The organism is Corynebacterium camporealensis, assembly GCF_000980815.1.
GTDB lineage: Bacteria > Actinomycetota > Actinomycetes > Mycobacteriales > Mycobacteriaceae > Corynebacterium > Corynebacterium camporealense.
Genome location: NZ_CP011311.1, coordinates 1699047 through 1725055, shown reverse-complemented (window position 1 = coordinate 1725055; position 26009 = coordinate 1699047). Strand labels below are relative to the sequence as shown.

Sequence of the window (26009 nt, the reverse complement as noted above, 5' to 3'; positions counted from 1 at the left end):
GCCGTTCTTCCTCCGGGAATGGAAGCGCGTAACTGCAGAAATTTGAATGCGCAGGATGCTAGGAAATTACAGCTAAGGGGGTAAGATCTAAAGGATTGTGTTTTCTTCCCTTCTCTCCCGAAAGAACTGAATGAAGTTTCCTCGTTTGCTCATGAAGGCAGCGTCGGCAGCAGCTGTCGTTGCGCTTGCGTCGTCGACTCCTGCGGTAGCGCAGAACTACGCGCCATCCTCTACGTCCTCGGCAGCCCTGGGGTCCTCCACTTATGACGGTCTGCCGTTGTCATCTATGGACCCGGCTTACGACATTCCGGCATCTTTGCTGGTGGAGCTGTCCAAGCAGCCGGGCAACATCCATCATCTGAACAACCTTTACCGCGCATTCCATAAACTCAGCCCGGATGCGCGCCTGCCGATTCCGAATATCTGGGGCACGCAGACTCCGTACACCCAGGACAAGGAACGCGATATCGCAGAACCTAAGCTCATCAAGCGTGAGCCGGACGAGCGCTTCGATGTGGAGCGTCTCTACATCGAGTCGCCAGCCATGCGCAGGACTGTGCAGGTACAGATCCAGTACCCGAAGGACCGCACCACTCCAGCGCCGATGCTGTACATGCTCGACGGTGTCTCCGCACCGCGTCAGTCTGGCTGGCTGCGCGAAGGTGACATCCAAGGTGCACTTGCTAACGAGCATGTCACCGCGGTCATGCCAGGTGAAGCCATGGGTACTAACTACACCGACTGGGTCAAGACTCACCCGTACATCGGTCGCTCCATGTGGGAAACCTTCATGACGCAGGAATTGCCGCAGGTTCTGGAAACCCAAACCGGCATTCCGTTCAACGGTGAGCGCTACATCGGTGGTCTGTCCATGGGCGGTTCTGGTGCCGCACGCCTGGCAAACCTGCACCCCGATCTGTACTCCGGTGTGTTCTCCGTGTCGGGTTGCTATTCCACCACCAGCACCGTGGGACGCGAGTTCTTTAACTTCACCGTCATGGCTACTGGCGGCGATCCGGATTACATGTGGGGCCGTGGCGATACTCCAGAGCGCCTGCGTGCTGACATCGTCCGCAACCCACAGGGCATTGCCTCTATGCCGGCGTACTTCTTTGCTTCCGATGGCGCGATCAATCCGGATGACTACAACGATTACCGCGAAGATGGAGCCATCAGCCTGATGGGCGGATCTGTACTGGAAATCATGAGCGGCCAGTGCACCAAGGACCTGGAGAATTCCATCAAGTCCAAGGGCCTGATGACCGACCAGATCGAGTTCGATTTCCAACCAGGCAACGTCCACGACTGGCCGTACTACAAGCGCCAGATGCCCGTAGGTTGGCAGTCCATTACCCAGGGCAAGTACACCTACCAGTAAAACCCTTTACTGAGCTTTAACCCACTGCACTGACTTGTGCAGTGGGTATTGCTTTCTTATTCATCCTGGTTCGTGACGGAATTCGCAGCTTGCCGTTCGTTGTACTTGTTCTGCATGTGAGTCCAGAACTCGCTTTCGTAACCGGTGATGTCCTCAAGCCATTCGCTGGGGTAGACACCCGGAGGTTTATTTCTTGGTGAACAAAACCCGAAGGCCTTTTCCTTGGAGCTCTGGGTTATCTTCCATACGCTTTTTAAGGCCCATGGCGTAGCCGAAGCTACCTCCGGCAAGAACTATAACTGCAATGATCCACAGTGGCATTACGTACTCCTTTTAGCAGTGGGTGGATACCCAGGTCCAGAATATGGATTCACCAGCAAGTGCTAGTACCGCGATCGCGGGATTAACAGCGGCTAGAGCTAGTACTTTCCCCCAAGCTGCGGCATGTCCTGCGCCGACTAAGCCAACAACGTAAGGACACACCTGTTCTTTGGAAATGCGTGCTTCCATGGAGGCTTGCAGGCTGGCGACTTGTTCCGGGGTTGCCTCGTTAAGAAGATTTTGTAGTGCTTGCGCACTTTCTTCAACGGTGACTGTCTTAATCGAACCGTCAGGGTAAGTGCTAGTTACCTCTCCGGTGTCATTGTTGATGGTTGCGGTAATGTCACCGTGGCTATCGATTGACAAGGTTTGAGTGGTGAGTCCGTGAAGTTCACCGCCAAGAAAAGCGGGGATCTCGGAAGGAGTTTGGCTTACTGGACGTGTGCCAGTGAGTGTTTGCGATGGTGGGGCCTGGACTGCGATCGCTGGTGTTTGGGTCAGCGATATGGATAGGGCAATGATAGCTGCTGCCAGGCTCTTTGCTGCTGTATGCATCTTGTGCTCCTAGGTAAATGGTGGTGGAAGTATTTCCAACACCTCAAGGATAAGTCACTCCGCATATAAATATATAGGCATTCACCTTTGGTATTTATCACAATTCCAGCAGTAACCAAAGGGCGTGTTGGTGGATAAGATTAAATGCTTGAATATGTCGAGGGGTGGGGCAGAAGGGGATCGAGTCAGTGGGTGTGAGGCATTGAAGAGTGCGGCAACGGCGAAGCCGCCTGGCCTCAACTGAGACCAGGCGGCTTGGCTTAGTGGTGTGTTCTCCAGCTAACGCGTGGTTAGCAGGAGGGTACTGCTTTGGGACATTTGCGTTTCTCTTTGACCAGCGCGAACACACACCCACCTAGTGGCTCTTCACGACGAAACCCCCTCTGATTTCACGGCGCCGGAGCTTTACGCAGGTCAACCAGGTTAAGTTCACGCAGTTACCCCAACCGAAAGTGCTCACGCTGCAAGCGTCAGAAGGGCGAGTCAGGTTAGTGTCGCACGGTGTCGCTGCGTTTCTATTTGGCGTGCAAGCGAACGGGGCATCAAGGAAAACCTTCCCGAAAGACCGCGTGGCTTTCCCGCTGAAACTGATTAGATGGGAAATGTGGAACATCTACCATTCGATACTCTTTCATTACTCGTCGCAGCAGCGGCGCTGTTTGTTTCGCTTGTTGCGCTGCTTCTGTCCTGGCGCCAGCTTCACGAAGCGACAACTTCCAACGGCGGTCGTGGAATGAATATCAGTGTTAAGCACATCTCTCGTGAAGATGTCAGCCCAGAAGATGCCGTGAAAATAGACGAGGCGCTCGCGGGAATGAGGCACGAGTATGTTCCGTTCATGGTGTCCTTCGAGGTTACGGGGCCAGCCGAGTACTACCAGGTGATTCCATACACTTGGGGGAAGGACGGAGTGAGTGATCGGACTGGATTGGAAGAGCCCATCCCTAAGCTCACATGTGAAGATAGGAGGGTCAGTGTAGTTTCAATGATCCAGAAGGAACTCATTGATGGGATCAGGTTTGGTGTGGCGTGGCTCCAACCTGATGGGGTCGGTCTGAAACCTGGAGCCATCCGCTTCGACTTGAACGGGGACTTAGAGGAGTGGGTGTGGAGGAATCGTTTTGTTTCCAAACTGCCGTTCGTCAATCCAGGGCGATGGAAACCACGCAAAACCCCAAGACCATCCGTTGGTCCGCTGACTCAGCCATGGGAACTTCGACAAGCTCGTAGGCTAAGTTTCATCGGCAAGAAGCGACTGCAATAACAGAAAAACTGAACACGGACCCCGCTGGGCATTTATAAATCGCTTCCTGAACTGTGCTAATGCAGGCCCCGAGCCTCAGTTTCCCACGAAAATGTTCCACTAATTCCCATTGCGAAATCGACTGTGTCCGTGGCTAAGCTCTTAAAGTAGCGTCGTCGAGGCGCCGGTGAACATACGACAGCAGCGACAATGCCTCGTAGAGTTCCGTTTCTGTCACTATTCGGTTCAGTCTCGGGTCGTGTGCGGTCGGGTTTCGATACAAGCCACCAATCGACTTCACGAGATTACACAGCCCATTTTGTTCGTTTTGCTCAGTCTCGGTGTTAAGACTGTTGATGGCTAAGATGCCACTCTTTGTAGACAGTGCCGCGTCTGCTAATGCCGAACCGTCGATGCCCAACCCCGTCATGTCCCGCAAGCGCTGAAACACGGACTTTGAGGCTTCCAAGACCGCGTGAAGGTAACCGTGGCGCAGAATCTCTTCCTCGCAGTAGGCCAGGACCTCCTTGTGAGTACCACGTCGGTTTAGCTCCTCCCGCACTGTGTTGGTGAGTCGCTGGACTTCCATTAGGGTCGACGCGCCCTTTGTCCGTGCTATTCCACCCTCATCGTTTACCTTGAGACCGTGGAGCACGAGAACTGGGTTGATGAGGCGTCGCCTGATGTCAAACAGTTCTGGGTTGTGGACGTAGCGGGCCGGAGCGAAGGCGCGTGCGAGGAACGTGATTACGCGGTCGGCGTTGCCGCGGGTGCGTTGGGAGTGGTCAAAAGCGGCTACCAGTCGCTTCCACTTTGTAATTTCGCCAGGGTCGTACATGTTGAGCTGGTGAAGGAGTTGCTCGATCTCGCCGCCGGTGAGACCATTTTCCGTGTCGCCAATAGCTTTGGCTAGTGAGATAAGCGTTGCAGATGGGAATGACGGTGTGCTCATAGACTTAGAGTCTATTTCCTTGATTACGTTGGCAGGACACCTCACGGGAGGACGGCACAACCCCTGCTGCACGAGTGCCTGAGTGGGCGCTCATGCAGCAGGGGCCGATACCTAGGCGACTTGATTCTTAACTCGGCAGCATCCTCTCCACGCAGCCAATACTAATGAGCTCTGCAAACGAGTCGCTGTTGCGAATGTCGCTCTCGAACGCAATCAGGTACGCCCAGGTGGCGTCCTGGTAGTCCGGGTGAGCCACCAGGGAACGTAATAGACGCTCGGTGGCTTCACGCTTGCGTAAAACGATCTCGTCCTCGCGCTTGTCGTCGGCCTTACCTTCAACAATCCAATAGGTTCCGTCTGTGCCCAGCACGACGAAATCAGGAATATAGTCGTTGCGCGTGGTGTAGGCGACCTTCGCCCCGTTGTCCTCATAGATACGTGTCCACCACGTCACGTTCGGGTCGAAGTTGAGTAGCCGGGCGAGTTGGTACTCGGCAGTAAACGAGTCGAAGGCGGCGGCGTCGAACAAGCCTTTGTCCCATGGTCCGTAGTACTGCTTGGCTGCAAACCCAGCGTCCTTGGTGCGCGTCTTCTGGTTCACGTTCTCCAGCGGTTTCTGTACCGTCCGGCCAACGGGAAGGATGTAGGAGGTCTGCACCGGCAGAGTTACTGGGTGGACAGTGACCTCAGTGAACGTGTTCTTCGCAACCGCAGCCTTCGCTTCCTGCTTTACCATGTCCAGCAGACTCACCACTGCGGACTCCTTGGCCTTGACAGTCCACTTCTCAACCCCGGAGGCTTTCATAAACGTTGGGACAATGCTACGGCGCAGCACCGAGTCATTTTCTTTCGTCGCCTGGAAAAGCCCCGTTCGCATGAGCCTATTCGTCAGCTCACTCTCCACCTTGCTTGTCGATTCCCTGAAACTCGGCACAGACTGGCGTTCCATGTGCTTCACGCCCAGTTTGTCGGCGGCTTCTTCGACGATGATCTTTGCGCGGTCAAGAAGTTCCCCGTGGTCAGTGACTTTCTTCGCGGCCTCGACGATCACCGAGGTGGGAATATCCACCAAGCTGAACGGGCGCTGTGTCTCAGTCATTGTCGAGGAGGGGAACGTAAATGTCTGCCCCTCAAACGCCTCGTTCACTTTTACGACAACCGGCGCGACAATCTCGACACCAGTGGTGATCTCCTCGTCATCGCCCACGTTTCGCGCCCCGATAGGAAGACCCGAACCGGCAGACGGTACGCCAGTTGTTGAATGGTCCTGATCTCCGGTGGTCGCGCCGGCTCCATTGCCATCTCCAGTATTGTCGTCAGCTTCGGTACCCGTCCCAATCTCGCCGCCGGTCACACCAGGATCAACAACAGGGGATACGCTGCCGCCGCTCGGTGGCAAGACCAATTCCGGCTTTACGCCTGGAATGTCTTCCTCGATACCGAACTCACGCAGCACGTTCTCCGACGTCAATAAGTCAACGAATGACTTGTGGGAGATAATATCAAGCTCGTCGATGGCGGGAACTTTCGTGAGCTTGCCAAAGGGCAAGCGAAGGCCACGGCCCATTACCTGCTGGGTGAGTACTTCCGAGCCCATTGCACGCAGAGTACACATCACCGCGATACGCTTCGTGTCCCACCCTTCGCGCAGTTTATTTACGGACACGATGACCCGTACAGGGGAGTTCGGTTCGTCAAGGTTTCGTAGCAGGGTTTGCGTTGTCGCGTCATCGTGCTGGTTATCGACCTGGAGGACGGCATGGACGGCGTTCGGGTCTGGGAAGTACGTGTTTCGCAACGTCGTCGCGGTTTCCGTCGCGTGGTTGACATCGGTACACACGACGAAAAGAAGTGGCTTCGTTTGCTTGCCGTCAGGGTGTGCTTCTCGGTGCAGACGGTATGCTTCCTCCTTCAAAGCCAAAAGAGACATAGCGTCCTGGAGCTGGCGCTCCGCCTCGCCCTTTTTGTAGCCCTTGTTGCGGTAGACCAAGACGGGTTGTTTGACGAACCCGTGGGAGATCGCCTTCCATAACGGGTAGCGGAAAACAACGTCATCGTCCTTAGACGATGAAGCAGTAAGTCCCACTGTCGCAGCAGGATGGAACGCCTTCAACGATTCTTGGAAACGCGCAGCAGTAGAACCAAACAAGTGAGCTTCGTCGACGATCACCACTAGGTCGTCCAGTTCGATAAGACGTTCTGCGAGGATGCCCGTCTCCTCCTGGAAACGCCACGTCTTGCGACGCTGAGCTTCCACACCATTCGCCTTGTTTTTATCTTCGTCTTTTGGTGGGAACAACTGCTGGACGTTAAAAATGTAGACCGTGGACGCACCCTCACCGGCGAACAGGTGGTACCACGACTCACCCAAGCGCAGCTTATGCACGTCGTCTGGAGTGACCAAGGCAGGTGGGATGTCAAAACCACCGATGTAGCGGTTCGAACCCTGCGAGAAGTCAGCTACCGTCTTGTTCTGCACAACAGTGTTCGGGGTAACTAGCATCACATTCATCACGCCTTGGCGGCGCAGGTATTCCACTAGCGACGCCATGATGTACGTCTTGCCGACACCAGTGGCAAGGTCGAGGAGCAACTGCTTCTGCGGGTCAAAATCGCCACTTTCCAGGCGTCGAACAATGGCCTTGAGCGCTTCAACATTCGGCTGACGCAAGTCGAACTTGGCCTCCATCTGAGCGATCAAATTCTCGTCGTAGGAGATATTTAGCGGCATGGTCTAGTTCTCCTCTTCTTCGCCAAATGGGAACAAGTCAAGTGGGACGTGGACTACACGGGAGCCATTCTTGTAGGAACGGACCACATCGCGCACCCCCTCGTCCAGGTTGGTTGCAGCAAACAAAATCGAATGGCCCTCCGGCAGGTGCGCCATAAGGTCACCCACCTTGGCCTCGGTGAGTACACCCTCCACTACGGCTAGATGCTCGTTGTTACGGCGGCCGTCGAAGTGTGGGTCACTTGCCGACAGATGGAAACCCAGGTTTGCCGCCACCGAAGCGATCAGCGTTTCGCCTGTCGCTTCGGAGGTCAGGACTGTATACCCAGTGTCAGGTGAGTAGTCGTAGCACGTCGGTCCGAGCATTGCGACGGTGAACCCGCCACCGCCCAGCCAGTGAACTTCCTTTAATGGGCGGGTTGAAATCAGCTTTTCGACTTCTTTGACGGCAGCAAGCTGAGCTTCAGTTAAACCAAGGCGGTTAGAAGGAAGTGAGCGAATCAATTTAGCCGCTGTTTCCATTTCTGAGATCGTGAACTCGGCTGGTACATGGTTGTCTCCGTTTACTTGCCTTTCGCGACTGTGAGAGCTGGAAATCCCGCCTAAGTCTTCACCCAAAACCACCTTTTTCAATCGGGTCAGGACGTATTCTTGGAAGTTGCCTTCACTGAGTTCGCATGTAACCCAGCGTCGGCCAAGTTTTTGGGCAACTGCCGCAGTTGTTCCCGATCCTGCAAAGAAGTCAGCCACAAGGTCCCCTGGATCAGTCGATAATTCGATGATTTTGCGTAATAGTCGCTCTGGCTTTGGAGTATCGAATTTTGCCGAATCCGGGAAAAGTAGTTTGATTTCGGACTTAGCTTCACGATTGTGACCTACTTCGGTATTTTTCCAAAGAGTACGCGGGGTTAGACCGTCACTAGGGATATAAGACTTCCGCCCAAATCCTTTGTCACCCCGAAGAAACGATTCTGGCAGAGGAAACTGATTCATCCGCTTTCGGGCAGTTGCTTGTGCATCTTCGAGAGAGCAATCCAGGACCAAGTCTGGAATTTCAGGGTTCACGGCAGTCTCGGGAAGTCGCATTCTTTTCATGCGTTCTTCGATATTTGGTGAAACTTTTTTGTACGGTGCGAATTGCTGCAAAGATTCAAGGAGTCGGTCAGCTCGGCACCACCACTGTCTTCCAGCTGCTGGGTATAGCATATTCCCGGTCAAAGGATGTTGAATGGCAAAAACTGCCTGAACTTGCTTGCCACTGCTGTTAATCGAGTGCGGAGCAGAAAAGTTGTCATCCCACCAGGCCCCATTGGGGTCATTGTCGGGGTTCGAGAACCGACGATTATCTTCTTCTGTGCGCTTACTCAAATTTAGTTTCGCGATTTCGGACCGCCCGTACACGAGGATATGGTCGTGATCCGACGACATTTTCCCGCCAGATCGCGGACTATCGGCCTTTTCCCAAATGACGTTTCCGATAAAGTTTTGAGACCCGAAAACTTCATCGAGTAGCACTCGCATCCGGTGGTTTTCTGCATCGTCGAGATGTACCCATAAGGTTCCGTCTTCCCGCAAAAGTGATCGGAAATGTACCAGTCGGTCGCGCATCATTGACAACCAAACGGAATGTTCGAGGTTGTCCTCGTACCTATCAAAAGTCTCGCCAGTATTAAATGGCGGGTCAATGTACACGCATTTAACCTTGCCGACATACTTGTCCCGAAGCTCCGGCACGCGCGTCAGTGCCTCCAGTACATCGCCGGATTCTCCCTGAATGAGCAAGTTGTCGCTCTGTGGCTCCAAATCGGCACGTTCCCCGTATTGCACCCCGTCCCACTTCTCGTTTCGCCGACCCGTCACTGTTTCGAGAACCGTCAAGGTGTGCGTTTCGCAGTACCGCGGGTCGCGGGGGTCGACCCAGGTGTACCCATATTTTCCGGCTTCTGTGGGAATGAGTGCCTTGTCTTTATTGAACCAGGTCAGCTCAAGTTTTGTGGGGGGCATGGTTCCTTCTGATATTCGTGACTGGATGTTTGCTGAAAAGTCTTTTTCAATGGTAGCAATTAGGCGGATAGACCCCATTGCTTTTAGTGGCATAGGGTCGCAGTCGGAGGGGCTACTGCGTGCTGGTGAGGATGCCAAGCATCGCGGTGGCGAACTTCCCGTAGCTATCGAGCGCCGGACCAATGGCTGTGAACGCTCCCAGCAGTCGCCCAGGCTGTTTTCCGTTTTCAGTTGCTGCGAGCACCGTGTCGGCTTCCGCGACGTGGCCGTCGTGACGGAGCGCTTCGGCAAGGGCAAGGACCTGTGCTTCGGACACTGTGAGGGTGACATTCTGTGTGTTGCCGGAGCCGATAATTCCCGCGTTTACAGGGGCATTGAAGTTGAAGACTGGGGCCGGAGTTGGCGTTGGTTCGGGGCGAGTGGTGGCAAGACCCGCGGCGACTTCTTCACCGTCGGCGGTCAACATGCCGCACCTCATGACGTGGTTCATGTCGGAATGGGATTGCTTGGTCATGTAGCCGTTGTCGATACACCAATGACCGACTTTGACAATGCTTTCGGCAGCAACGCCGTGGCGCTCGCCTAGGGCGGTGGCGTTGAGGTCGCGTAGTGGGTGCTGTCCAACTTCGCGGATCAGGTCGTCGGCGATGGTGTATTTATCGGACTGGGACATTGAGGGCATCTCCTTTGTTTATGGGGGATTGGTGTTATTGCTACCTTATTCCGTTGCCTGGACAGCTCCCCTGGAGCTGTCGTACGCATGTTCGATATCTGCATTTGGTGGCTGTTTACTGTGGTCGCGTTAGTCGCTGCGTCCCAATCAGTGGCAGAAGTAAATTTGTGGTGCTTATCCGGAGGATAGGGGATTCGGAAACCTCCCTCCCAGCACCTACCCGGCTATAGAAAACCAGCTACCACGTCGTATCAAACTCAATACCACGACCAGTTCGCAGTGACTAGATGTTTCGCTGTAGCCCACGAACTCTAGGTGCCACCGGGTCGCATTCCCAAGCTGGGGCAACCCACCGCACCCCTAAGGACTTCCGGGCTGCGCCACCGGGCTTACCTATTCGATAATGAACCTATGGCTGCGAAGACTCTCAACGAGCGTCAAAAGGAAGTCCTGCTCTGGATCAACGACGGTTGCCCGGCGGACTCGGTTCCACAAGGTAACTATAAGATTTCCGCTCGTACCCTAGAGGGCCACGGTCTCGTGAAAATCAAGGGCCATGGACAGACCTGGAAAGCCACGGTGACTGCGCGTGGTAAACGAGTCCTCGCCGGCACCGAACCGTTGGTGAAACAACGCAAGCGCACTGCAGTCTTTCCACCCCGGCCAATCGAACGCCCGGCACCCGTTCCTCCGCCACCTCCAAAGCCCAGTGATGAAGTGGTCGAGGAGCTGTACAAGCGCCTGCGCAACCCGAAAGGTGTGGCGTACCGCGCCCTGTGCTCCGAAGAAGGTTTCAAGACCATCTGGGAGCCAAGGCTCAAAGCCCTAGCGGACCGCGAGGACCTTATTGGCGAAGACATGGTTTTGCATTACGAGTTTGCCCCGCGGCATTACCTGCGTGAACCGGCGTCGCACGTCTGGGTTGGTCTTGTGAAGAAGGTCATCTTTGACCCCTGCAATCTCGACATTGCAACAGGGGAGAAACGAGTCAACAAGTTTCACCCCATGGTCGGCAAGTTCTCCGAGGGTAAGCACTTCAAGGTCTCTCCCCAGACGCAACCCCGTGCCCGCCGTTTACTGCACGCCCTGTTCAAAGAAGTCGAACGTCTTGGCTGGACAGTGGAGTACGAGAGAGATGAACGGTACTACAGCTATGCCCACAACGTTCCCAGCTATGTGAAAGTGAAGACGAAACACCGAAGCTATGAAGTCAAGGTGGTGGAAGCCCACGACTCCTTCCAGCGCGAGCCTACGAAACAGGAAATTGAAGAGCACAGGAGGTGGACTGGAAGCTCTGACATGCCTACACGGAAGTTCTACACCCAAGTCAAAAACGGGCGGCTGAGCATTGAGGTTGGGTTTCGTTCCGTCAGAGACACCAAGCGCAAGCCCGAACGGCTGGACACAGAACTTTCTGACCTCCTTGACGCGCTAGTCGAGATCGAATTGGCCGACAGTGTACGGGCGGAAATGAAGGAGATTCAAGACTCCGCTTGGCAGCGCCGTCTCGACACCGCAGCGAAGCTCGTAGCGCAGCGCGTTCAGGAAGACCATGAGTGGAAAACCCTGACCGAGCAGGCGTCTAGGTGGCATGAGTATGTCTCAGTGCAGCAGTTCTTGGCAGCGGCGCGGGAGGGTGGTGTGGACCCTGACTACCTAGCGTGGAGTGCTCGGGTCGCGGGGCGAGCGAAGCCCCTGTCGGATGTGGAGATTCCAGCTCCCGCAAAGTTCGACCGCTACGACCACCGAGCCGAGATCGAAGCGGTGGCGGGACGGCTGGCAGACGACTTTCAGTGGTGGGACGAGTGACGGTAACCGCCGAGTCCTAAGGGTTCGTGGCCTCGGGTTATGGCTCCACCTGCGATTGTCTCTGGTTGCGCGGGAGTAAAGCCAATGTAAGTTTGGGCCGTCCAGTGACGAAAGCACCCTCTCGGCAGGGGAGAGGGTGCTGTTTCGCTGTCTGGCTAGGGACTGGGGTTTTTAGCCTTACGCCTCAGAGCCAGGGAGAGTCCGGCGAGAGTCAGGAGCACTAGGGCTAGTGCGGAAACGGAGTTGGTGTTAGTTCCCGGGACTTTTGGAAAACATCTTGACCTAGGAGAACTCCGCTCGGTTCCATCCCCGGTTCCACCGCAAAACCGTTTTGGTTCCACCCGACACTGCTTCCAACGGCTTTCCCAAAGGTCGGAAACCGACCCCTTACCACTAATTCCTTGGGGGATTCAGGAAGCCTCCCTGCCAGCAATTAAGTACCTGTAGAAAACTAACTACCACGCTGTAGCAAAGTCGATACGACGAAAGGCTTCGCAGTGTCTATGGGTTTCTGCTGGAGTCCACGGATTCTAGGTAGTGCTCGATCGCAGTTCCAAGCTGGAGCATTCGCTGAGTCTTGTCGTTGAGGAGCTCTCGAAGTTCGGCGGTTTGGGTTCGCTCGCGGTAACGGAGAAGTGAGAATGCGGCGCCGGCTAGTGCAAGTGCTGCCTTTTGCGTGAAGAAGAGGGAGTCCACCTCCAGAGCTCTTGGGTTTTCGTTCGCGGCTACGAATTGGTAGAAGGCTTTCCATGTGTTGTGGTGCGTATAGCTGCACAAGTCGCTGTAGAAACTGTCGCCAACTAGTTCTCCCAGCGTTAGTTGAACCATAGTTGTGTAGTCGAAGTCCTCGTGTTTGAGTTCGGGGATGACATTTTTTTTCGTGTAGCGAGTAACTAGCTTGTTGAGGTTGTCGTACATTCCCTCCAACTCTTTGAGGTTGTGGACATTGTCTCTGTTCATCCCCACGCGAATGGCACGGGCCGCACGAACTGTCCGAAATTCGGGTGACTCGTCGCGGGTGAGGAAGATCAGCAGCGCCGTGTGTTCGACAGCACTTCGAGCGATAGGTGCAACCGTTGCAGGAGTGGTGAACTCGTCCTGCATGAACCTGCCAAGGGTGTGAACATGGGCGCCGGTGACCTGCATAACCGCCCGAGCTAATTCATCTGGGAGTCTCGCAGCGTTCGACTCTGCAAAGCTGAATCGGGCGTTGACGGGCTTAGTAATTTCGGGTCCCCATGCAGGGTAGGCGCATCCAATTGCGTTGGCGACGTTTGCAATGCCTGTGCAAAGTAGAAACATTTCTTTCTTGAACTGTGCAATAGCAGGGTCAAGATTGCTGCTCTCGTAAGTTGTCGTCATGCTCCCAGTATTGCAGTCCGACTGGTTTTCTCAGCCCCCAGAGGTGATAGCGAATGCGAGGGACTTTTCGTCGCAATCCACTGTCTCCCTAACGATCTTTGAGCTGAGCTACCGGGACATTTTAGTGTTGTCGGAGCCGATAATTCCTGCGTTCACAGGGGCGTTGAAGTTGAAGACTGGGAATGGAGTTTGGCATGGATTCGGGGCGAGTTGTGGCGCACACGAACAGCTCCGAGTGATTATGTGACGCAGATTTGCTAAATCCTTGTTTTGTTCCAATTGGCTGGGATTCCAAGACTTAGCGGTTGGACAATAGGGTTTGGAAGGAAATCTTCTACAATGATTCTTAATACCTTATCCGGCCAAGTTGTTCCGGGAGATACTGCTCGAAGAAGATGGGACATCAAAACAAGTGTTCCGAAAATGCGTTCGCTTTGCCCCTCTGGAAGGAGATCGAGATTTCCGTTCGTGCGAAGGGCTGACGTAGACGCGGGGGCAAAGGATTTGTTCCAGAGGCGGCTGTGGTGAGCGCATGTATTTCGGACAATGGTTAACTGTTCCAACCAGCTAGCAAGCGGGTGACCCTTCCTGAGCTTTTGCTTTTGTGCCTCGGTGAGATTTGAAATTTCGATCTTCAAATCAAGGTTTTCGGTAATCTTCCTTTGATCGGCGTTGCTAAGTCCTGAATAAAGGTGGGACATGTCGGAAAAATCCATAAATTCCGCAACCACCCAAAGGGGGAATCGTCCACTGTATGTCTTTAAATAGTGCTTAATTGAGTCGCTTTTCTTGGCTCTGGCAAGTCTCCCGTAGATTGTTGAAATCCAGTTGACATGGTCAAATTTCTCTCGGAATAAATCCGAGTTTAGGTAACCCGCTGGGTCTGCTGGGTTTTGAAGGCAAAGCAACTCGGTAGTCTGAGTGCGCATTGCAATCTCAATTCGCTCAATACCATCATGGATGAGAGTGCGAAGTTTGCGATCAGCTTCATATAGCTGAACTACTTGCGAAAATGAAGTTCCGCTCACGAAATTGTCTGAGGGGTCCGATGCTCCAGGAGCTACTATCCGAGCCGGGTACCAATATGCAGAAAGACGATAGTAGCTGACGTTACTTAGCCACTGTGTAGCTTCGAGTGAATCTACTTCCATGCCACGTCCAACCAGTCGTACTATGTGATCTTCAATTGTTGTGGCTGGTTTGAGTGGATTGACCAAAACGTGAAACTCCAGGGATAAAAAAGATCCAGCCCACTCTTGGATTCCTCCCGGAGAAGGCGGTCCAAGGCGGGCTGAACGATTACCTAAATGCTATCACGCTTGCTGGTGAAGATTGGTCATTGAAGATAAGTGGGTGCTAGAAAGTTACCCCCGAGAAGTCGACTAAGATTGCCCCAGCCCAGCCCAGCCCTTCTCTTAACACCTCTCCCAGTTTACGACATACACCGCCCCGACCTCGCCACGCGCCACGAGACGCCGAACGTCGCGGTCGGCGTCAACCCTGTATCGGTAAAGGCCAACCAACGCGCCGGTGACGTCTCGAACCTCGTAGCGGTAGAGCCAGGTCGGGAGGGGACTGGCTTTGTCGGCCTTCTGAGCCTGGCTTTCCAGCACACCTGACTCACCGACCATGCCAAGGTTTTCGGTCTGCCTGGCATAGCGACTGGAGCCGTAGTACACAGCGTCGGGGAACACATACTCGTCCGGCTCTTCTACCTCTCGGCTGGCAAACTCGCTGGGCGCGTCCTCTAGTCGAAGTAGGTCTTGGAACTCGGCGAAGTCTTCGGAAAGCAGTTTCAGGTCCTCACGGTGGGGTTTTACCGGGTCGATGTCTGCCTCGACGGTGACGAAACCTCGCTCGTCCAGCCCGCGGAACAGCGCGAACAAAATGCCGGCAGGGGAGGACTCGTTCACTCCCAGGTTGTCGCCGTCTTGCCCGAGGACGCGGTAGTTGTCGCGGTGGCGGCCAATGAAGCTGGCAAGTCGACGCAGTTCGCTTCGGTTGAAATGTGCCCGGAACTGTAGTGGTCTGGTGGGGCGAGTGGTGGTTTCATTGCTTTGTGCTGGGACATTCTCGTCCCTTCTGTGTGAGGTGTGGTGGGTACTCATACCCGACAGCGTTGCCGGCAGGTGAGGGCTTAGTCTAGCTCGGGGGCTCGGGGTTCCAGGTCGGAGTGCGCACCGAAGAAATGCACTGACCTGGGCCTTCCTGAAAACAACCAGCGGTGAACGTGGGCTTTCAAGGGGCCATGGTTCGTCCCTCGCGGGTCAAGTAAACGGCGACCTCTTAGGCCCCCGCCGGTTTTGGCCCCACCCACAGCCTCCGACCCGCCAGCGTCTCGAATTTCGCCACGGTTAGCGAGTCGGGCCATACGTCGCCGTGGAGCACTTTAGTCAGAACCGACTTCGTCACCCCAGCCTGGCGACAGAGCTCGGCTTGGGAGGCACCCGCTTCGGCTTGCGATTCGACAAACGCTGCGAGGTTCGAGACGAAGGCGCGGACGAGTTCGTCCGGCCCCTCGGCGGTGCCGTGAGGCCACGTTGGATACACCTCGCGGGGAGCGGGCCGCGTGGCACGTCCTCGGCGGGTGGTGTTGTCGGTGGTCATAAGAGTCAGGCTAATCCAAAGTGGCAACTCATGGGGCGTTGGGGGTTGGGAGTTGCGATTCCAACACCAGGGAGCGCGTGTGGAGGTGACTTGAGCGATCCGGCTTACCGGACTAGTTGGCCATGCCGCGATTCCACGGTAAACCAGTTGAATTGGTTTCGCCGGGACAGCCCGGCGACATACCTGCGCAGGCGAAACTTTTGCCAGTTTTCATTCACAGGTGCGTCACGGTAGAGCCATGACTAGATGTAGTGGGATTCATTCGTGGCCACACTGGCTGTCCCAAGCCGACCTCGATTTTTGCCAACGTCTCCACGGTGGGCCAAGACGTTCCCTTGGTGAGGTCGGAAATTGTGGACGAGTTAAGGCCACACCGCTCGGCAATGCCGCCGACCGTGGCGCGAAACGTCAGTTCAAGAACGTTGCGAGCCATTTTCTGCACCAAGGCATGTGCTCGATTGGCCTTGATCTCGCTGTGGTTCAGTGGCCAGCCGGGATACAGATTGCGTGGGGAATTGGGACTTTCGGGCATAGGCGAAGCCTATCTGGTTTCACCTGGTCAGGGGCTGAAACAGGCCGTCAGGGGGTGGCGACGAAATGAGGAAATTACCTGCGCAGCAAGACCGTTCAGCACTCCTTGAAAAGGCGAGGGTCTATAGCCCAACGTGGCACCCGGTAACCGAGCCCATTGCGGAGGTGATCCGCACGGTGCTAGTTCGTGGTGTTCAGTGTCATGGGCAGGGCAGCATCGTGGCCGGGATTCCCACTTACCGCGTCCTGTGTGAAGTGGGAAGCCTTCTCGCCCAGTTCCTGCCCGAGGTTCTTGCCTTAGGTGTAGACATCAGCGAACCGCAGGAATGGCTCACGCCGGAATGGGCGTCGTGGTGGGAGACGGGTGACCCGGCTGCTCGCACCGACACCAGGAGGAGGCAAGCAAGACTTCTGGAACTTGTGCGTGTGTGGATGTCCAGCGACCCAGTGGCGGCGTACCTGGAGGACGCGCTCACCCCGAAGCGACGAGCGTATCGTTTTCGGACCGAACCGCCGCCGCCGTACACGCTGCATGAACTGGCTCGAATTTTCGCATGGCCGGAGCAATTGCCGACCGACCTTGCTAGGCACAGGGCAACAGTGGTGGTGGCGCTGGCGTTCGGCGCTGGCCTTAACGCTTCGGAAATCCGAGCCGTAAAGCCCTCGTCCATTTCTCCTTCCGCAGACACAGTGAGCCTGGACGGTGCCACATTGCCGGTTCGCCCGGAGGTACGGCTTGCCTTGGACGAGGTTCGCTCTTGTGGGCTTTTCCCGTTCAACTGTCTTGGTTATGTGAGCCATCTACCTCCGCCGGCGGGCGTGAAGGTGACCACTAGTCGATTGCGGCTGACGTGGGCCTTGGCGGAATTTTCTGAGGATGCAACGTTTGAGGACGTCTCGCAACGGGTCGGCGCAGCGGTGGCGAAACGGGCGGCGATTCGACTTCCGCAATTTCGGTCATGGCCTGATGGGCGGGAATTGCAACCACTGGTGAAGCCTGCACAGCGGTCGGGCGAGGAAAACGAGGTAGGTCGCCAGGGGCAGTCACCGAACCGGCCTGCGTTTCGGCTGATCCAAGGGGGTATGTGATGTGCTACGGCCCCCGAAGGTGCCTGCTGTTGAGTATAGGGCCTAGTCAAACCCTATATGGGCCTGATAGCGTTTCTTTTAAGAAGCGACAGGATTTTCTGCCCGCTCGGTTCGGACACCACCTTTTCTTCCAGGTCCCACCACCCTGGCTGAGAATGCCGAAACGTCGGGCACTCACAAGGAGTGTTTTGTCATGCCCGCAACCGGCCATGATTTTGTCCATCTCGCCACCGCTTACTCCCCACGCTCAATTTCGATGGGGCAGTGGAGCCAGGTACAGGACTACGTCGTCGACGTTACCGTCCAACAGGTCGTCCCGACCGTTACGTCCCGCGAGGCGCTGCGCGTTGCGGTGCTCGCTATTGCTCGCGCTGCGGTGACCGCGCTGGAACTCGGGCGAGCTCTCACCCATGAGGACGTGTTCGACCCCGATGTGATCGAATACTCCGTTAACACAGACAGCGTCTCAGACCGAGTCAAAGGAGCCCGACGTTCCGTGCTCATTAGCCTCGGCCAAGCACTGAACACCGCGTGGCCATTTTCTGATACCCACATCCGCTACGGCTACAAAGCGCCGGACGAGCCGTACACCGAAGCGGAAGTTCGTCAGCTTAGGTTCTGGGCCAACAGCCACTCCACCGACTACCAACGAGACAACGCTCGGCTGCTGCTCGCCCTGGGACTCGGAGCAGGTTTGAGGATATGCGAAATGGCTACGCTTCGTGCCCGCGGCGTGACCACCGAGTCGGGGTTCGTGACGGTCACCGCTTCGGGCTTCCGAGGCGCTGGGGCGAGGCGGGTTCCGATACGGGCGGAGTGGGAGGAAGAAGTGGCGGAGCTTGTTGCCAACCTCGACCTGGACCACCTAGCGCTTTTCCCCAACCGTCAGCAGGCCACCACAGCGTCGGTCGCTGCGATTATCTCCCGCGTCGGCAAGCCCGCCACGGTGCAGCTCGACAGCCGACGACTGCGCACCACCTGGGTCGTGACGCTCATGAACGAGCAAGTCCCCGAATCTGTTGTGGCCACGGCTGCCGGTCTTGCAAGCCTCCAGCATTACAAGAAGTGGCTTAGTCCTCGGACGGTCAGCGAAGAAACGGCGCGGGTGCTCCTGCGTGGCGGCACCCCGTACAAGAACTCAGGGCTGCGACTGATCTAGTAACCAACCCGGCAATCTCGACTCAGGCAACAACACCGCGAAGGACGGAGGTGACCACCATGAGCCAGCCAATTACTGTAACCAGCGCGATTATCAACCAGGCGCTACGGCCAATGACCGCGTGGAATCTGGAGCCGACAACACTTGATTCTCAAGGGCCGATCAGCCTCGACTTAATCACCACTGCCGCTCGCGTGGTGGACACCTCTGGCGTCATTGAAATCTTGGAGTCCTGGGATAAGGCGGACAACCCGAACCGCTACCGAGGCGGGCGCCCGGCACAGGTTTCGGCGCGGAGCGCACTGATTCTCCTCATTGTGGCCGGACTGGACGACAAACCCCTCAACATCACCGAGGCTGTGGAGATTCTTCGCTATCGACTCGACGGCAAAGCATGGGCCGCTGCCGGGCTCGACCTTAATCTGTTTACCGACAGGAGGAACCCTCAGTGGTACAGCCGTATCTACAGGACCATCAGGAATAGGGCGCGAGCGCTTATCGACCCGTACCCCGAGACGAAAAAGGGGCGACGGTACGACAAGGACGTCTTTGCGGCGCTCAAAGCTACCCGGTCGCCGGCACTGATCGAGCAGCGGAAGAAGCGAATTGCTATTTTCGATTCCGCCTTGGCTCTCGGCTCGGCGCGACTAGCTGGCGACGACGTGTTTAAGCGGCACATCGGCGACTATGCTTCTGACGCCACGATGTATGCAACCTCGACCACAATGCCGCGGTCAGGCAGTAAGCTCACGTCCTCGGAGCCGGATGCAGGAAGCTATGTGCGAGAAGGCAACCACCACCCCGGCGAAAACAAGGGCGCGATTAAAGTCAAACACGGCTTTGACCCGACCTTGGCGGTCGCTGTTGGTGGCGCTTTTGGCGAGAGTGTCCCGGACCTCATTGTTGGCGTGTCCGTCGATAAGCCTGGACACCGTCCCGGTCAGAACGTGCTGCAAGCCGTTGCGATGCTGGAACGCACGGGCTTCCCACGCCGGTACATGATCGGTGACATGGCGTACTCGCCGGGGTCGAAGCCCGAGTACTACCAAGCCCCCATGCGTAAGAACGGCTGGAAGATAGTGGGCGACATTCCTAACAAGGAAGAAGCTCGGGGGATCGCAGCCACCTACGTAGGCATGGTCCTTTCCGATGGAAAATGCACTGCCCAGCTCTTTTGACGCTCCAGCAGGCCCATGACCCAGTAGCCGACTACCGGCAAGGCAAAATCGACGAAAGGGAGTTCCGCCGCCTCATGGCGCTGCGGGAACGACTCGAAATGCGGGTTCATTCTGTCGAGGAAGATGGTTCGGTTCGCGTTGCGTGTCCAGCTTTGGACGGGCGGGTGAGTTGTCCACTTCGTCGTTCAGACCTCAAGGCGAAAAAGGCTGGAATGAAAAAGGTCAGGGGCGGCAGAGCGCCGCTGCCACTGTCCCCGAAGCAGACGCCGAAGAAGGTCGACGCTGGACGCTGCTGTACTCAGCAGACGGTTACGATTCCCCTCGACACCGAGGACAAGACCTTGGGCCGCGTCAACAAGTACTTGCAGCAGGGGCCAACGCCGTACACCCCGCAGTGGTACGACATCTACAAGGCAGGTCGCGCCAACAATGAGGGGTGCAATGCTTCGCTGAAATACGACGCCCCTTTGGGAGACGGTGACCGCTCTAAGAAGGGTATGCGCGGAATCTGTGGCTTCGCGGTCAAACTCGCGGTGCAAGTTGTTGTCTCGAATGCCAAGCGTATTCGTGGCTATCTTCGCCGTCAGCGGGAGGAAGAACTGAACCCGACCCCTCCACGGGGCGGTCGTCCTCGGAAAAAGAGGCAACTGGACATCTTCGAGATTGCTTGGTCGAACGCTCCGCCAGAGGAAACCCAGGCTGCATAGCAGACCACGAGACCCAACCCTGGGCCGTGGTCTACAGGTCGTGCGTAGGCACCAGTTTCAGCCAGAATTGACTCAAGATAACAATTAAAAGTCCGCCCAAAAAAGAAATCCCAGGCTCCTCAAGAGGGAAGTCTGGGATTTCTTTTAAGTTTGGGAGATTCGCAAATAACTGCTGGTCAGAAACGCAAATGTCCCGCTTTCTTTAGCAGTCGTAGTACATCTCGAACTCCTGCGGGGTTGGGCGCAGGCGGTTCGGCTCGATTTCGTTGTCGTTCTTGTACTGGATGTAGGTCTCGATGAGATCCTCGGTGAAGACGTCGCCCTCGGTGAGGAAGTCCATGTCGTTCTCGAGAGCCTCGAGGGAAGCTTCCAGGGAAGTCGGTGCCTGTGGGATGGAGGCAGCCTCTGCCGGCGGCAGCTCGTAGAGGTCCTTGTCGACCGGAGCGTGCGGCTCAATGCGGTTCTTCACGCCATCCAGGCCAGCCAGCATCATCGCAGCGAAACCCAGGTATGGGTTACCGGATGGGTCCGGTGCGCGGAACTCGATGCGCTTGGCCTTCGGGTTGGAACCGGTGATCGGGATGCGGATTGCAGCCGAACGGTTACGCTGCGAGTATACGAGGTTGATTGGTGCCTCGAAGCCCGGGACCAGGCGGTGGTAGGAGTTCAGGGTTGGGTTGGTGAACGCCAGCACAGCACCAGCGTGGTGGAGGATGCCGCCGATGTAGTAGCGGGCGGTATCGGACAGGCCGGCGTAGCCAGACTCATCGTGGAACAGCGGCTTGCCGTCCTGCCACAGGGACATATGCGCGTGCATGCCGGAACCGTTGTCGCCAGCCAGTGGCTTCGGCATGAAGGTTGCGGACTTGCCCAGCTGGGACGCGGTGTTCTTGATGATGTACTTGAAGGTCTGAATATCATCAGCCGCGTGCAGCAGGGAGTTGAAGCGGTAGTTGATCTCATGCTGACCGCCGCCGACCTCATGGTGGAAACGCTCTACATCAAAGCCAACGCGCTGCAGGTTGGACACCATCGCATCGCGGACTTCGCCGTCCTTATCGATGGGCGCGGTAGGGAAGTAGCCGCCCTTGATGCGGGTCTTGTAGCCGGTGTTCGGGGTGCCATCGAAGTTGGTTGGCTCGCCGCGGTTCCACCAGCCTTCGTTGGTGTCTACTTCGTAGAAACCGGTGTGGGTCTCAGCGCCGTAGCGCACGGAGTCGAAGAGGTAGAACTCAGCTTCTGCGCCGAAGTTACAGGTATCAGCGATGCCGGTGGACGCCAGGTACTCCTCAGCCTTGCGCGCGATGTTACGCGGGTCACGGGAGAACGGCTCCAGGGTGAAGGGGTCGTGGACAAAGCACTTGACGTTGATGGTTTTGCTGCTGCGGAAAGGGTCGACCATTGCGGTCGCCGGATCCGGAAGCAGCGTCATGTCAGATTCGTCGATGGACGTGAAACCACGAATCGACGAGCCGTCGAATGCTAGGCCTTCTTCAGCAGCTTCTTCAGTAAACTCGCTGGCTGGGATGGAAAAGTGGTGCTCACTGCCAGGAACATCGGTGAAGCGGATGTCCACAAACTGGACGTCTTCATCCTTAATGTATTTAACGATGTCCTGCACTGATTCGAAAGACAATTGTGTCTCCTCGGGTAGACCTAGATTTTCTACCAATAGCCTACTAGGTTTTGCATAAATGAGTCCGCGGCCTCCCCCTGTTTCTCTTTTGTCCACTAGGGCCATTAAATTGGGTGGCATGGAAGAAAAGCGCACATGGCTGGATGGACCCAACATCCCCGGCGAGTTTGATGATTCCGAAGGCCCCGGCAAGTGGCCCGGCGAGAAGCTTGGCCTCCCCGAAAACGGATCCGGCTCCCTTGCTCCTGTGGCACGTCGTGCCGTAGCCGTTCTTATCGACTGGCTGCTGTGCATGCTGGCAGCCAACCTCATTGAAACCTTCACCGGTGCCTTCGGCGGCATCGCCTTCCTGGGCTACGCCCTGTGGGTTGCCCTGGGTATCATCAGCGGCTGGCTGTTCGCCCGCACCCCAGGCATGGCAGTCCTCGGCATGGGCGTTGCCCGCCTGGACGCCCCGGGCGAGCGCGTTGGCCTTTGGCGCGCTGCACTGCGCACCGTGCTCACCGGCTTCCTCTTCCCAGCAGCCATGGTCGATACCGACGGCCGCGGCATCCACGACCGCGCAACCGGTACGGTCGTCATCCGCGCGTAAAGCGTGCCGTGCGCCTAAAGCGCACCGCACGGTTTTGCGGTGGTTAAAGAACTTTAGGGTGAGCCCAAACGAAAAGAAGCGCGCCGCCTTCCCCGAATGAGTAGGGAGGCGGCGCGCTTTGTTGTCGATAAGGCAGCGTGGAAGCTTTACTTCTTACGCTCCTGCATGCGGCGCATGCGACGGTTCATGCCAGCCATGTTTTGTGCCTGCTTGGGTATTGGGCCCTTCGGCATGCCTGGCATGGAACCTGGCATAGAATCCATGGCCTCAATCTTGCGGATGTTGGCATAGGTTTCGTTCTTGTTGAAGTTACGCGGCATGCGCATGATGTGGTTGCGCAGCTTGCCGACGGGTACTTCGCCCTCGCCCTTGCCTACGTGCACCTCGTAAATCGGCACGCCGGCAGCAAGCTTATCGATGCGCTTTTTCATCTGGTTGACCGTCGGCTGCACGCGCTTGTGGTTGCCCTCGGTCACCAGAACAACACCCGGGTTACCGATCACGCGGTGGACGATGTCCTGCTGACGGGTCGCAGCCACAGCGGTCTTGACCTTCCAGACCACACCCATGGTGTTGCGCAGCTGCTGCTCCAGTGCCCAGCCGCCAGCACCAGGCTGGTCTTCAACCTGCTTGTACATATCGCGCTCGAGGCGACGGGTGAAGATGAACATGGCCACCACGGCACCGATACCCAGGCCGAGGATGAGCATGAACCACTGGCCGTTAAACAGCAGGCCGATAAGGAAGAACAGCAGGCCAATGCCCAAGAAGGCCAGCAGCATCAGCGGGATAAGCGCCTTATCCTGCTTGCGCTGCATCTGGAAGGCCTGCCACATCTGTGAACGGGTCTGCTTCCGCTTTTCGCGCTTCTGTGCGCGCTCTTGCTTCTTTGCAGCCTTGAGAGCTGCCTTATCAGTTTGTGCCATGGCTCCTACTTTAAGGTCAAGGGAGATAAATGTTAAAACGACCCCGCGCTTATCCAAGCAACGGGGTCGAAATTCGCTGAAATTTTTAGCGAACGGTGGCAGCAGCCGAGTTGGCGTTAGCCGGAGTCTTCGCCATGCGGGTGGTCACCGGAGTTTCTTCCGAAGGACCGTACTTATCCAGCAGGGTGGAAGCTTCCTGAGCGGTAGCGCCCTTGGAGGTTTCCGCCAGGTGCTTGAGGTGATCCGGCAGTTCCAGACCGCGGGCTTCCATAGCCTGGACGTAAAGACGACCAGCGCGGTAGGAAGAACGCACCAGCGGGCCAGACATAACGCCGCCGAAGCCGAGCTCCTTAGCCAGCTTGGAGTGCTCCACGAACTCCTCTGGGCGCACCCAGCGCTCAATCGGGTGGAAGCGCGGGCCCGGGCGCAGGTACTGGGTAATGGTGATGATGTCGCAGCCGACCTCACGCAGGTCGCGCAGGGCCTCTTCGATTTCTTCTGCGGTTTCACCCATGCCCAGAATCAGGTTGGACTTGGTAATCAGACCGTACTCGTGGGCCTGGCGGATAACGTCCAGGGAGCGCTCGTAGCGGAAGGCCGGGCGGATGCGCTTGAAAATACGCGGCACGGTTTCCAGGTTGTGCGCGAAGACCTCCGGGCGGGCCTCAAAGACCTCTTCTAACAGGTCCGGCTTACCGGAGAAGTCCGGGGTGAGGTTCTCGACACCGGTGTGCGGGTTGAGCTCGTGAATCTTGCGCACGATTTCCGCATACAGCCACGCGCCCTCATCCGGCAGATCGTCACGGGTAACACCAGTAATGGTGGTGTAGTTCAGATCCATCTCGCGGATGTTCTCAGCCACACGGCGCGGCTCATCGCGGTCGAGTGGCTCCGGCTTACCGGTAGCGATATCGCAGAAGTCGCAACGACGGGTGCACTTGTCACCGCCGATGAGGAAGGTGGCCTCACGGGATTCCCAGCACTCGTGGATGTTGGGGCAGCCCGCCTCCTGGCACACGGTGTGCAGCGAAGCGCCGGACACACGCGACTTCATATCCTCATAGCCGGGGCCAGTGCGCACCTGGTTACGAATCCAGCGCGGCTTCTGTTCGATGGGGGATTCCGCATTCTTCTTTTCAATGCGGAGCATCTTGCGTCCTTCAGGCTTAACAGTCACAAAAACTCACTCTACGTATTCATTTGGGATCTGGCTAATAGATTATTCGCCACGTGCTTTACGGGCTGCACGGGCCTGCTCAGCGGCTGCTTTTCCGGGATCTGGCGCGGAACCAAAGGTGTGATCGGCAACCACCATGCGGCCAGAGAGGGCATCGTCAAGCGCTTGCAGCAGCGGCTGCGTGGCATCGTCGATGGTGACATCCTTGCCCAGCTCCAGCGACAGGGTGGTCACGTCCGCATCATCAATGCCGCAGGCGACAATGTGGTCATAGTATTCCAGCGTGTTATCGCAGTTCAGCGCCAGACCATGCATGGTCACCCCGCGGGTAATGCGAATACCCAATGCGGCAATCTTGCGGTCGCGGTGCGGTGCGGCCGAGTCCTTCGGTTCAGTAGTCGACGGCACCCACACGCCCGAGCGGCCATCGATGCGGCCCGCAGAGGCAACGCCCATCTGACGCACGGTGTGGATGATGGCTTCTTCCAGGCGGCGCACGTAATCGACAACATCGACAGGTTCTGCCAGCTTAATAATCGGATAGACCACCAGTTGGCCCTCACCGTGCCAGGTAATGCGCCCGCCGCGGTCGACATCAATGACTGGCAGCCCGTTGGTTGGACGGTCCGAGTCCAAGGTGCGCTTGCCCGCGGTGTAGATGTTGGGGTGCTCGACCACCAGCACCACATCATTGACGTCACCTGCGGCGCGCTGCTTTGCGATGTCCGCCTGCAGATCCCACGCCTCTTGATAATCCATCCGGCCTAAATACCTGACTTCGAAGGGTTCTTCGGAGGCACGGATGGAGCGTTCGGCGGGGAAAAATGGTTCGCGTGGTGCGGTCATAATCCTCCAGTGTTGTCCTTTGTCTAACGCAACGCAAAAAGGGGAGAACGCATTCCACGTTCTCCCATTTTCGTTCCGGTTACCTCAGCTCAGCGTGAACTTAGAGGTAGCGGTAGCGCTGCCTCTAGTTCACGCCGTTGGCAGCAGCGTATTCTTCAGCGGTCTGCAGCTCGCCAGCTTCGGAGACCTCGACCTCGAAGAGCCAGCCTTCGCCGAAAGGATCGTTGTTGATGGTGGCGTAGTCATCGTGCACAGCGTCGTTGACGGCAGTCACGGTGCCGGTGACTGGGCTGTAGAGGTCGGAGACGGACTTGGTGGACTCGACCTCACCACAGGTCTCGCCAGCGGTGACGTCGTCGCCTACCTCCGGCAGCTCGGCGAAGACGACCTCGCCCAGGCGGTCAGCAGCAACAGAGGTGATACCAATGCGGACGGTTTCGCCTTCGACCTTGTCGGCCGGGGCGTTGATCCACTCGTGATCTTCGGAGTAGGAAAAATCTGCAGGAAGGTTAGACATGGTGCTTTCCTTTCGG

General features: G+C 56.7%; 24 protein-coding genes. 8 read left to right on the top strand and 16 right to left on the bottom strand.

Annotated elements, in window-relative coordinates:
• Positions 1-130: 130 nt before the first annotated feature.
• Positions 131-1378 carry an alpha/beta hydrolase gene (locus UL81_RS08035; protein WP_052737450.1) on the top strand — a complete coding sequence of 416 codons (1248 nt, stop codon included), beginning with the start codon at positions 131-133 and terminating at the stop codon, positions 1376-1378.
• A gap of 186 nt (positions 1379-1564) precedes the next feature.
• Here UL81_RS08035 and UL81_RS12125 read toward each other — a convergent pair whose 3' ends face one another.
• Both UL81_RS12125 and UL81_RS08030 read right to left on the bottom strand, forming a co-directional pair.
• A complete protein-coding gene (locus UL81_RS12125) occupies positions 1565-1699 on the bottom strand; it encodes a hypothetical protein (protein ID WP_269078719.1) in 135 nt (44 codons plus the stop codon).
• 12 nt (positions 1700-1711) lie between these two features.
• Positions 1712-2254 carry a hypothetical protein gene (locus tag UL81_RS08030; protein WP_052097716.1) on the bottom strand — a complete coding sequence of 181 codons (543 nt, stop codon included), beginning with the start codon at positions 2252-2254 and terminating at the stop codon, positions 1712-1714.
• 595 nt (positions 2255-2849) lie between these two features.
• Here UL81_RS08030 and UL81_RS08025 point away from each other — a divergent pair.
• Positions 2850-3518: a hypothetical protein gene (locus UL81_RS08025; protein WP_035105322.1), complete on the top strand. Its 669-nt coding sequence runs from the start codon at positions 2850-2852 to the stop codon at positions 3516-3518.
• 133 nt (positions 3519-3651) lie between these two features.
• On the opposite strand, the gene UL81_RS08020 is transcribed toward UL81_RS08025, so the two are convergent.
• The 4 genes from UL81_RS08020 to UL81_RS08005 form a co-directional block, all read right to left on the bottom strand.
• On the bottom strand, positions 3652-4449 hold the full coding sequence (locus UL81_RS08020; RefSeq protein WP_035105320.1) for a TIGR02391 family protein: 798 nt from the start codon (positions 4447-4449) through the stop codon (positions 3652-3654).
• Positions 4450-4576: 127 nt separating this feature from the next.
• Complete coding sequence (locus UL81_RS08015; RefSeq protein ID WP_046453468.1) at positions 4577-7180, bottom strand: DEAD/DEAH box helicase; 2604 nt, start codon at positions 7178-7180, stop codon at positions 4577-4579.
• A gap of 3 nt (positions 7181-7183) precedes the next feature.
• The gene (locus tag UL81_RS08010; RefSeq protein WP_035105309.1) at positions 7184-9184 is read right to left on the bottom strand and encodes a site-specific DNA-methyltransferase; all 2001 of its coding nucleotides are present in this window, start codon (positions 9182-9184) and stop codon (positions 7184-7186) included.
• A 112-nt stretch (positions 9185-9296) separates the two neighbouring features.
• Positions 9297-9866 carry a hypothetical protein gene (locus UL81_RS08005; protein WP_144407173.1) on the bottom strand — a complete coding sequence of 190 codons (570 nt, stop codon included), beginning with the start codon at positions 9864-9866 and terminating at the stop codon, positions 9297-9299.
• Positions 9867-10268: 402 nt separating this feature from the next.
• Here UL81_RS08005 and UL81_RS08000 point away from each other — a divergent pair, with 402 nt between their 5' ends.
• The gene (locus UL81_RS08000; protein ID WP_035105304.1) at positions 10269-11666 is read left to right on the top strand and encodes a hypothetical protein; all 1398 of its coding nucleotides are present in this window, start codon (positions 10269-10271) and stop codon (positions 11664-11666) included.
• Between the two features lie 501 nt (positions 11667-12167).
• Here UL81_RS08000 and UL81_RS07995 read toward each other — a convergent pair.
• The 5 genes from UL81_RS07995 to UL81_RS12180 form a co-directional block, all read right to left on the bottom strand.
• A complete protein-coding gene (locus UL81_RS07995; RefSeq protein ID WP_035105302.1) occupies positions 12168-13028 on the bottom strand; it encodes a hypothetical protein in 861 nt (286 codons plus the stop codon).
• Positions 13029-13285: 257 nt separating this feature from the next.
• Positions 13286-14245 (bottom strand): Abi family protein, encoded by a 960-nt coding sequence (locus tag UL81_RS07985; protein WP_236684456.1) that lies wholly within the window; start codon positions 14243-14245, stop codon positions 13286-13288.
• 198 nt (positions 14246-14443) lie between these two features.
• The gene (locus UL81_RS07980; protein ID WP_046453467.1) at positions 14444-15136 is read right to left on the bottom strand and encodes a hypothetical protein; all 693 of its coding nucleotides are present in this window, start codon (positions 15134-15136) and stop codon (positions 14444-14446) included.
• Positions 15137-15314: 178 nt separating this feature from the next.
• A complete protein-coding gene (locus tag UL81_RS07975) occupies positions 15315-15635 on the bottom strand; it encodes a helix-turn-helix domain-containing protein (protein ID WP_035105293.1) in 321 nt (106 codons plus the stop codon).
• 214 nt (positions 15636-15849) lie between these two features.
• The gene (locus tag UL81_RS12180; RefSeq protein WP_407921719.1) at positions 15850-16068 is read right to left on the bottom strand and encodes a helix-turn-helix domain-containing protein; all 219 of its coding nucleotides are present in this window, start codon (positions 16066-16068) and stop codon (positions 15850-15852) included.
• Positions 16069-16232: 164 nt separating this feature from the next.
• On the opposite strand from UL81_RS12180, the gene UL81_RS07970 reads away from it, so the two are divergent.
• The 4 genes from UL81_RS07970 (at position 16233) to UL81_RS07955 (ending at position 20299) form a co-directional block, all read left to right on the top strand.
• Entirely contained in the window at positions 16233-17255 is a 1023-nt protein-coding gene (locus UL81_RS07970; protein ID WP_035105291.1) for a hypothetical protein, read from the top strand.
• A 193-nt stretch (positions 17256-17448) separates the two neighbouring features.
• Positions 17449-18414, top strand: a complete 966-nt coding sequence (locus UL81_RS07965) for a tyrosine-type recombinase/integrase (RefSeq protein ID WP_035105289.1) — start codon at positions 17449-17451, stop codon at positions 18412-18414.
• A gap of 59 nt (positions 18415-18473) precedes the next feature.
• Positions 18474-19592 carry a hypothetical protein gene (locus UL81_RS07960; RefSeq protein ID WP_046453466.1) on the top strand — a complete coding sequence of 373 codons (1119 nt, stop codon included), beginning with the start codon at positions 18474-18476 and terminating at the stop codon, positions 19590-19592.
• A gap of 212 nt (positions 19593-19804) precedes the next feature.
• A complete protein-coding gene (locus UL81_RS07955; RefSeq protein ID WP_144407171.1) occupies positions 19805-20299 on the top strand; it encodes a hypothetical protein in 495 nt (164 codons plus the stop codon).
• A gap of 202 nt (positions 20300-20501) precedes the next feature.
• Here the strand turns inward: UL81_RS07955 and glnA are convergent, their stop codons facing one another.
• Positions 20502-21935 (bottom strand): type I glutamate--ammonia ligase, encoded by a 1434-nt coding sequence (gene glnA, locus UL81_RS07950; protein ID WP_035105284.1) that lies wholly within the window; start codon positions 21933-21935, stop codon positions 20502-20504.
• A gap of 118 nt (positions 21936-22053) precedes the next feature.
• Here glnA and UL81_RS07945 point away from each other — a divergent pair, with 118 nt between their 5' ends.
• Entirely contained in the window at positions 22054-22527 is a 474-nt protein-coding gene (locus UL81_RS07945; RefSeq protein WP_035105490.1) for an RDD family protein, read from the top strand.
• Between the two features lie 146 nt (positions 22528-22673).
• Here UL81_RS07945 and UL81_RS07940 read toward each other — a convergent pair whose 3' ends face one another.
• The 4 genes from UL81_RS07940 to gcvH form a co-directional block, all read right to left on the bottom strand.
• The gene (locus UL81_RS07940) at positions 22674-23453 is read right to left on the bottom strand and encodes a DUF4191 domain-containing protein (RefSeq protein WP_035105282.1); all 780 of its coding nucleotides are present in this window, start codon (positions 23451-23453) and stop codon (positions 22674-22676) included.
• An 85-nt stretch (positions 23454-23538) separates the two neighbouring features.
• Positions 23539-24603, bottom strand: coding sequence for a lipoyl synthase (gene lipA / locus UL81_RS07935; protein ID WP_035105280.1), 1065 nt, complete (start codon positions 24601-24603; stop codon positions 23539-23541).
• Between the two features lie 69 nt (positions 24604-24672).
• A complete protein-coding gene (lipB, locus tag UL81_RS07930; RefSeq protein WP_035105278.1) occupies positions 24673-25476 on the bottom strand; it encodes a lipoyl(octanoyl) transferase LipB in 804 nt (267 codons plus the stop codon).
• A 124-nt stretch (positions 25477-25600) separates the two neighbouring features.
• On the bottom strand, positions 25601-25993 hold the full coding sequence (gene gcvH / locus UL81_RS07925) for a glycine cleavage system protein GcvH (protein WP_035105277.1): 393 nt from the start codon (positions 25991-25993) through the stop codon (positions 25601-25603).
• Between the last annotated feature and the right edge of the window lie 16 nt (positions 25994-26009).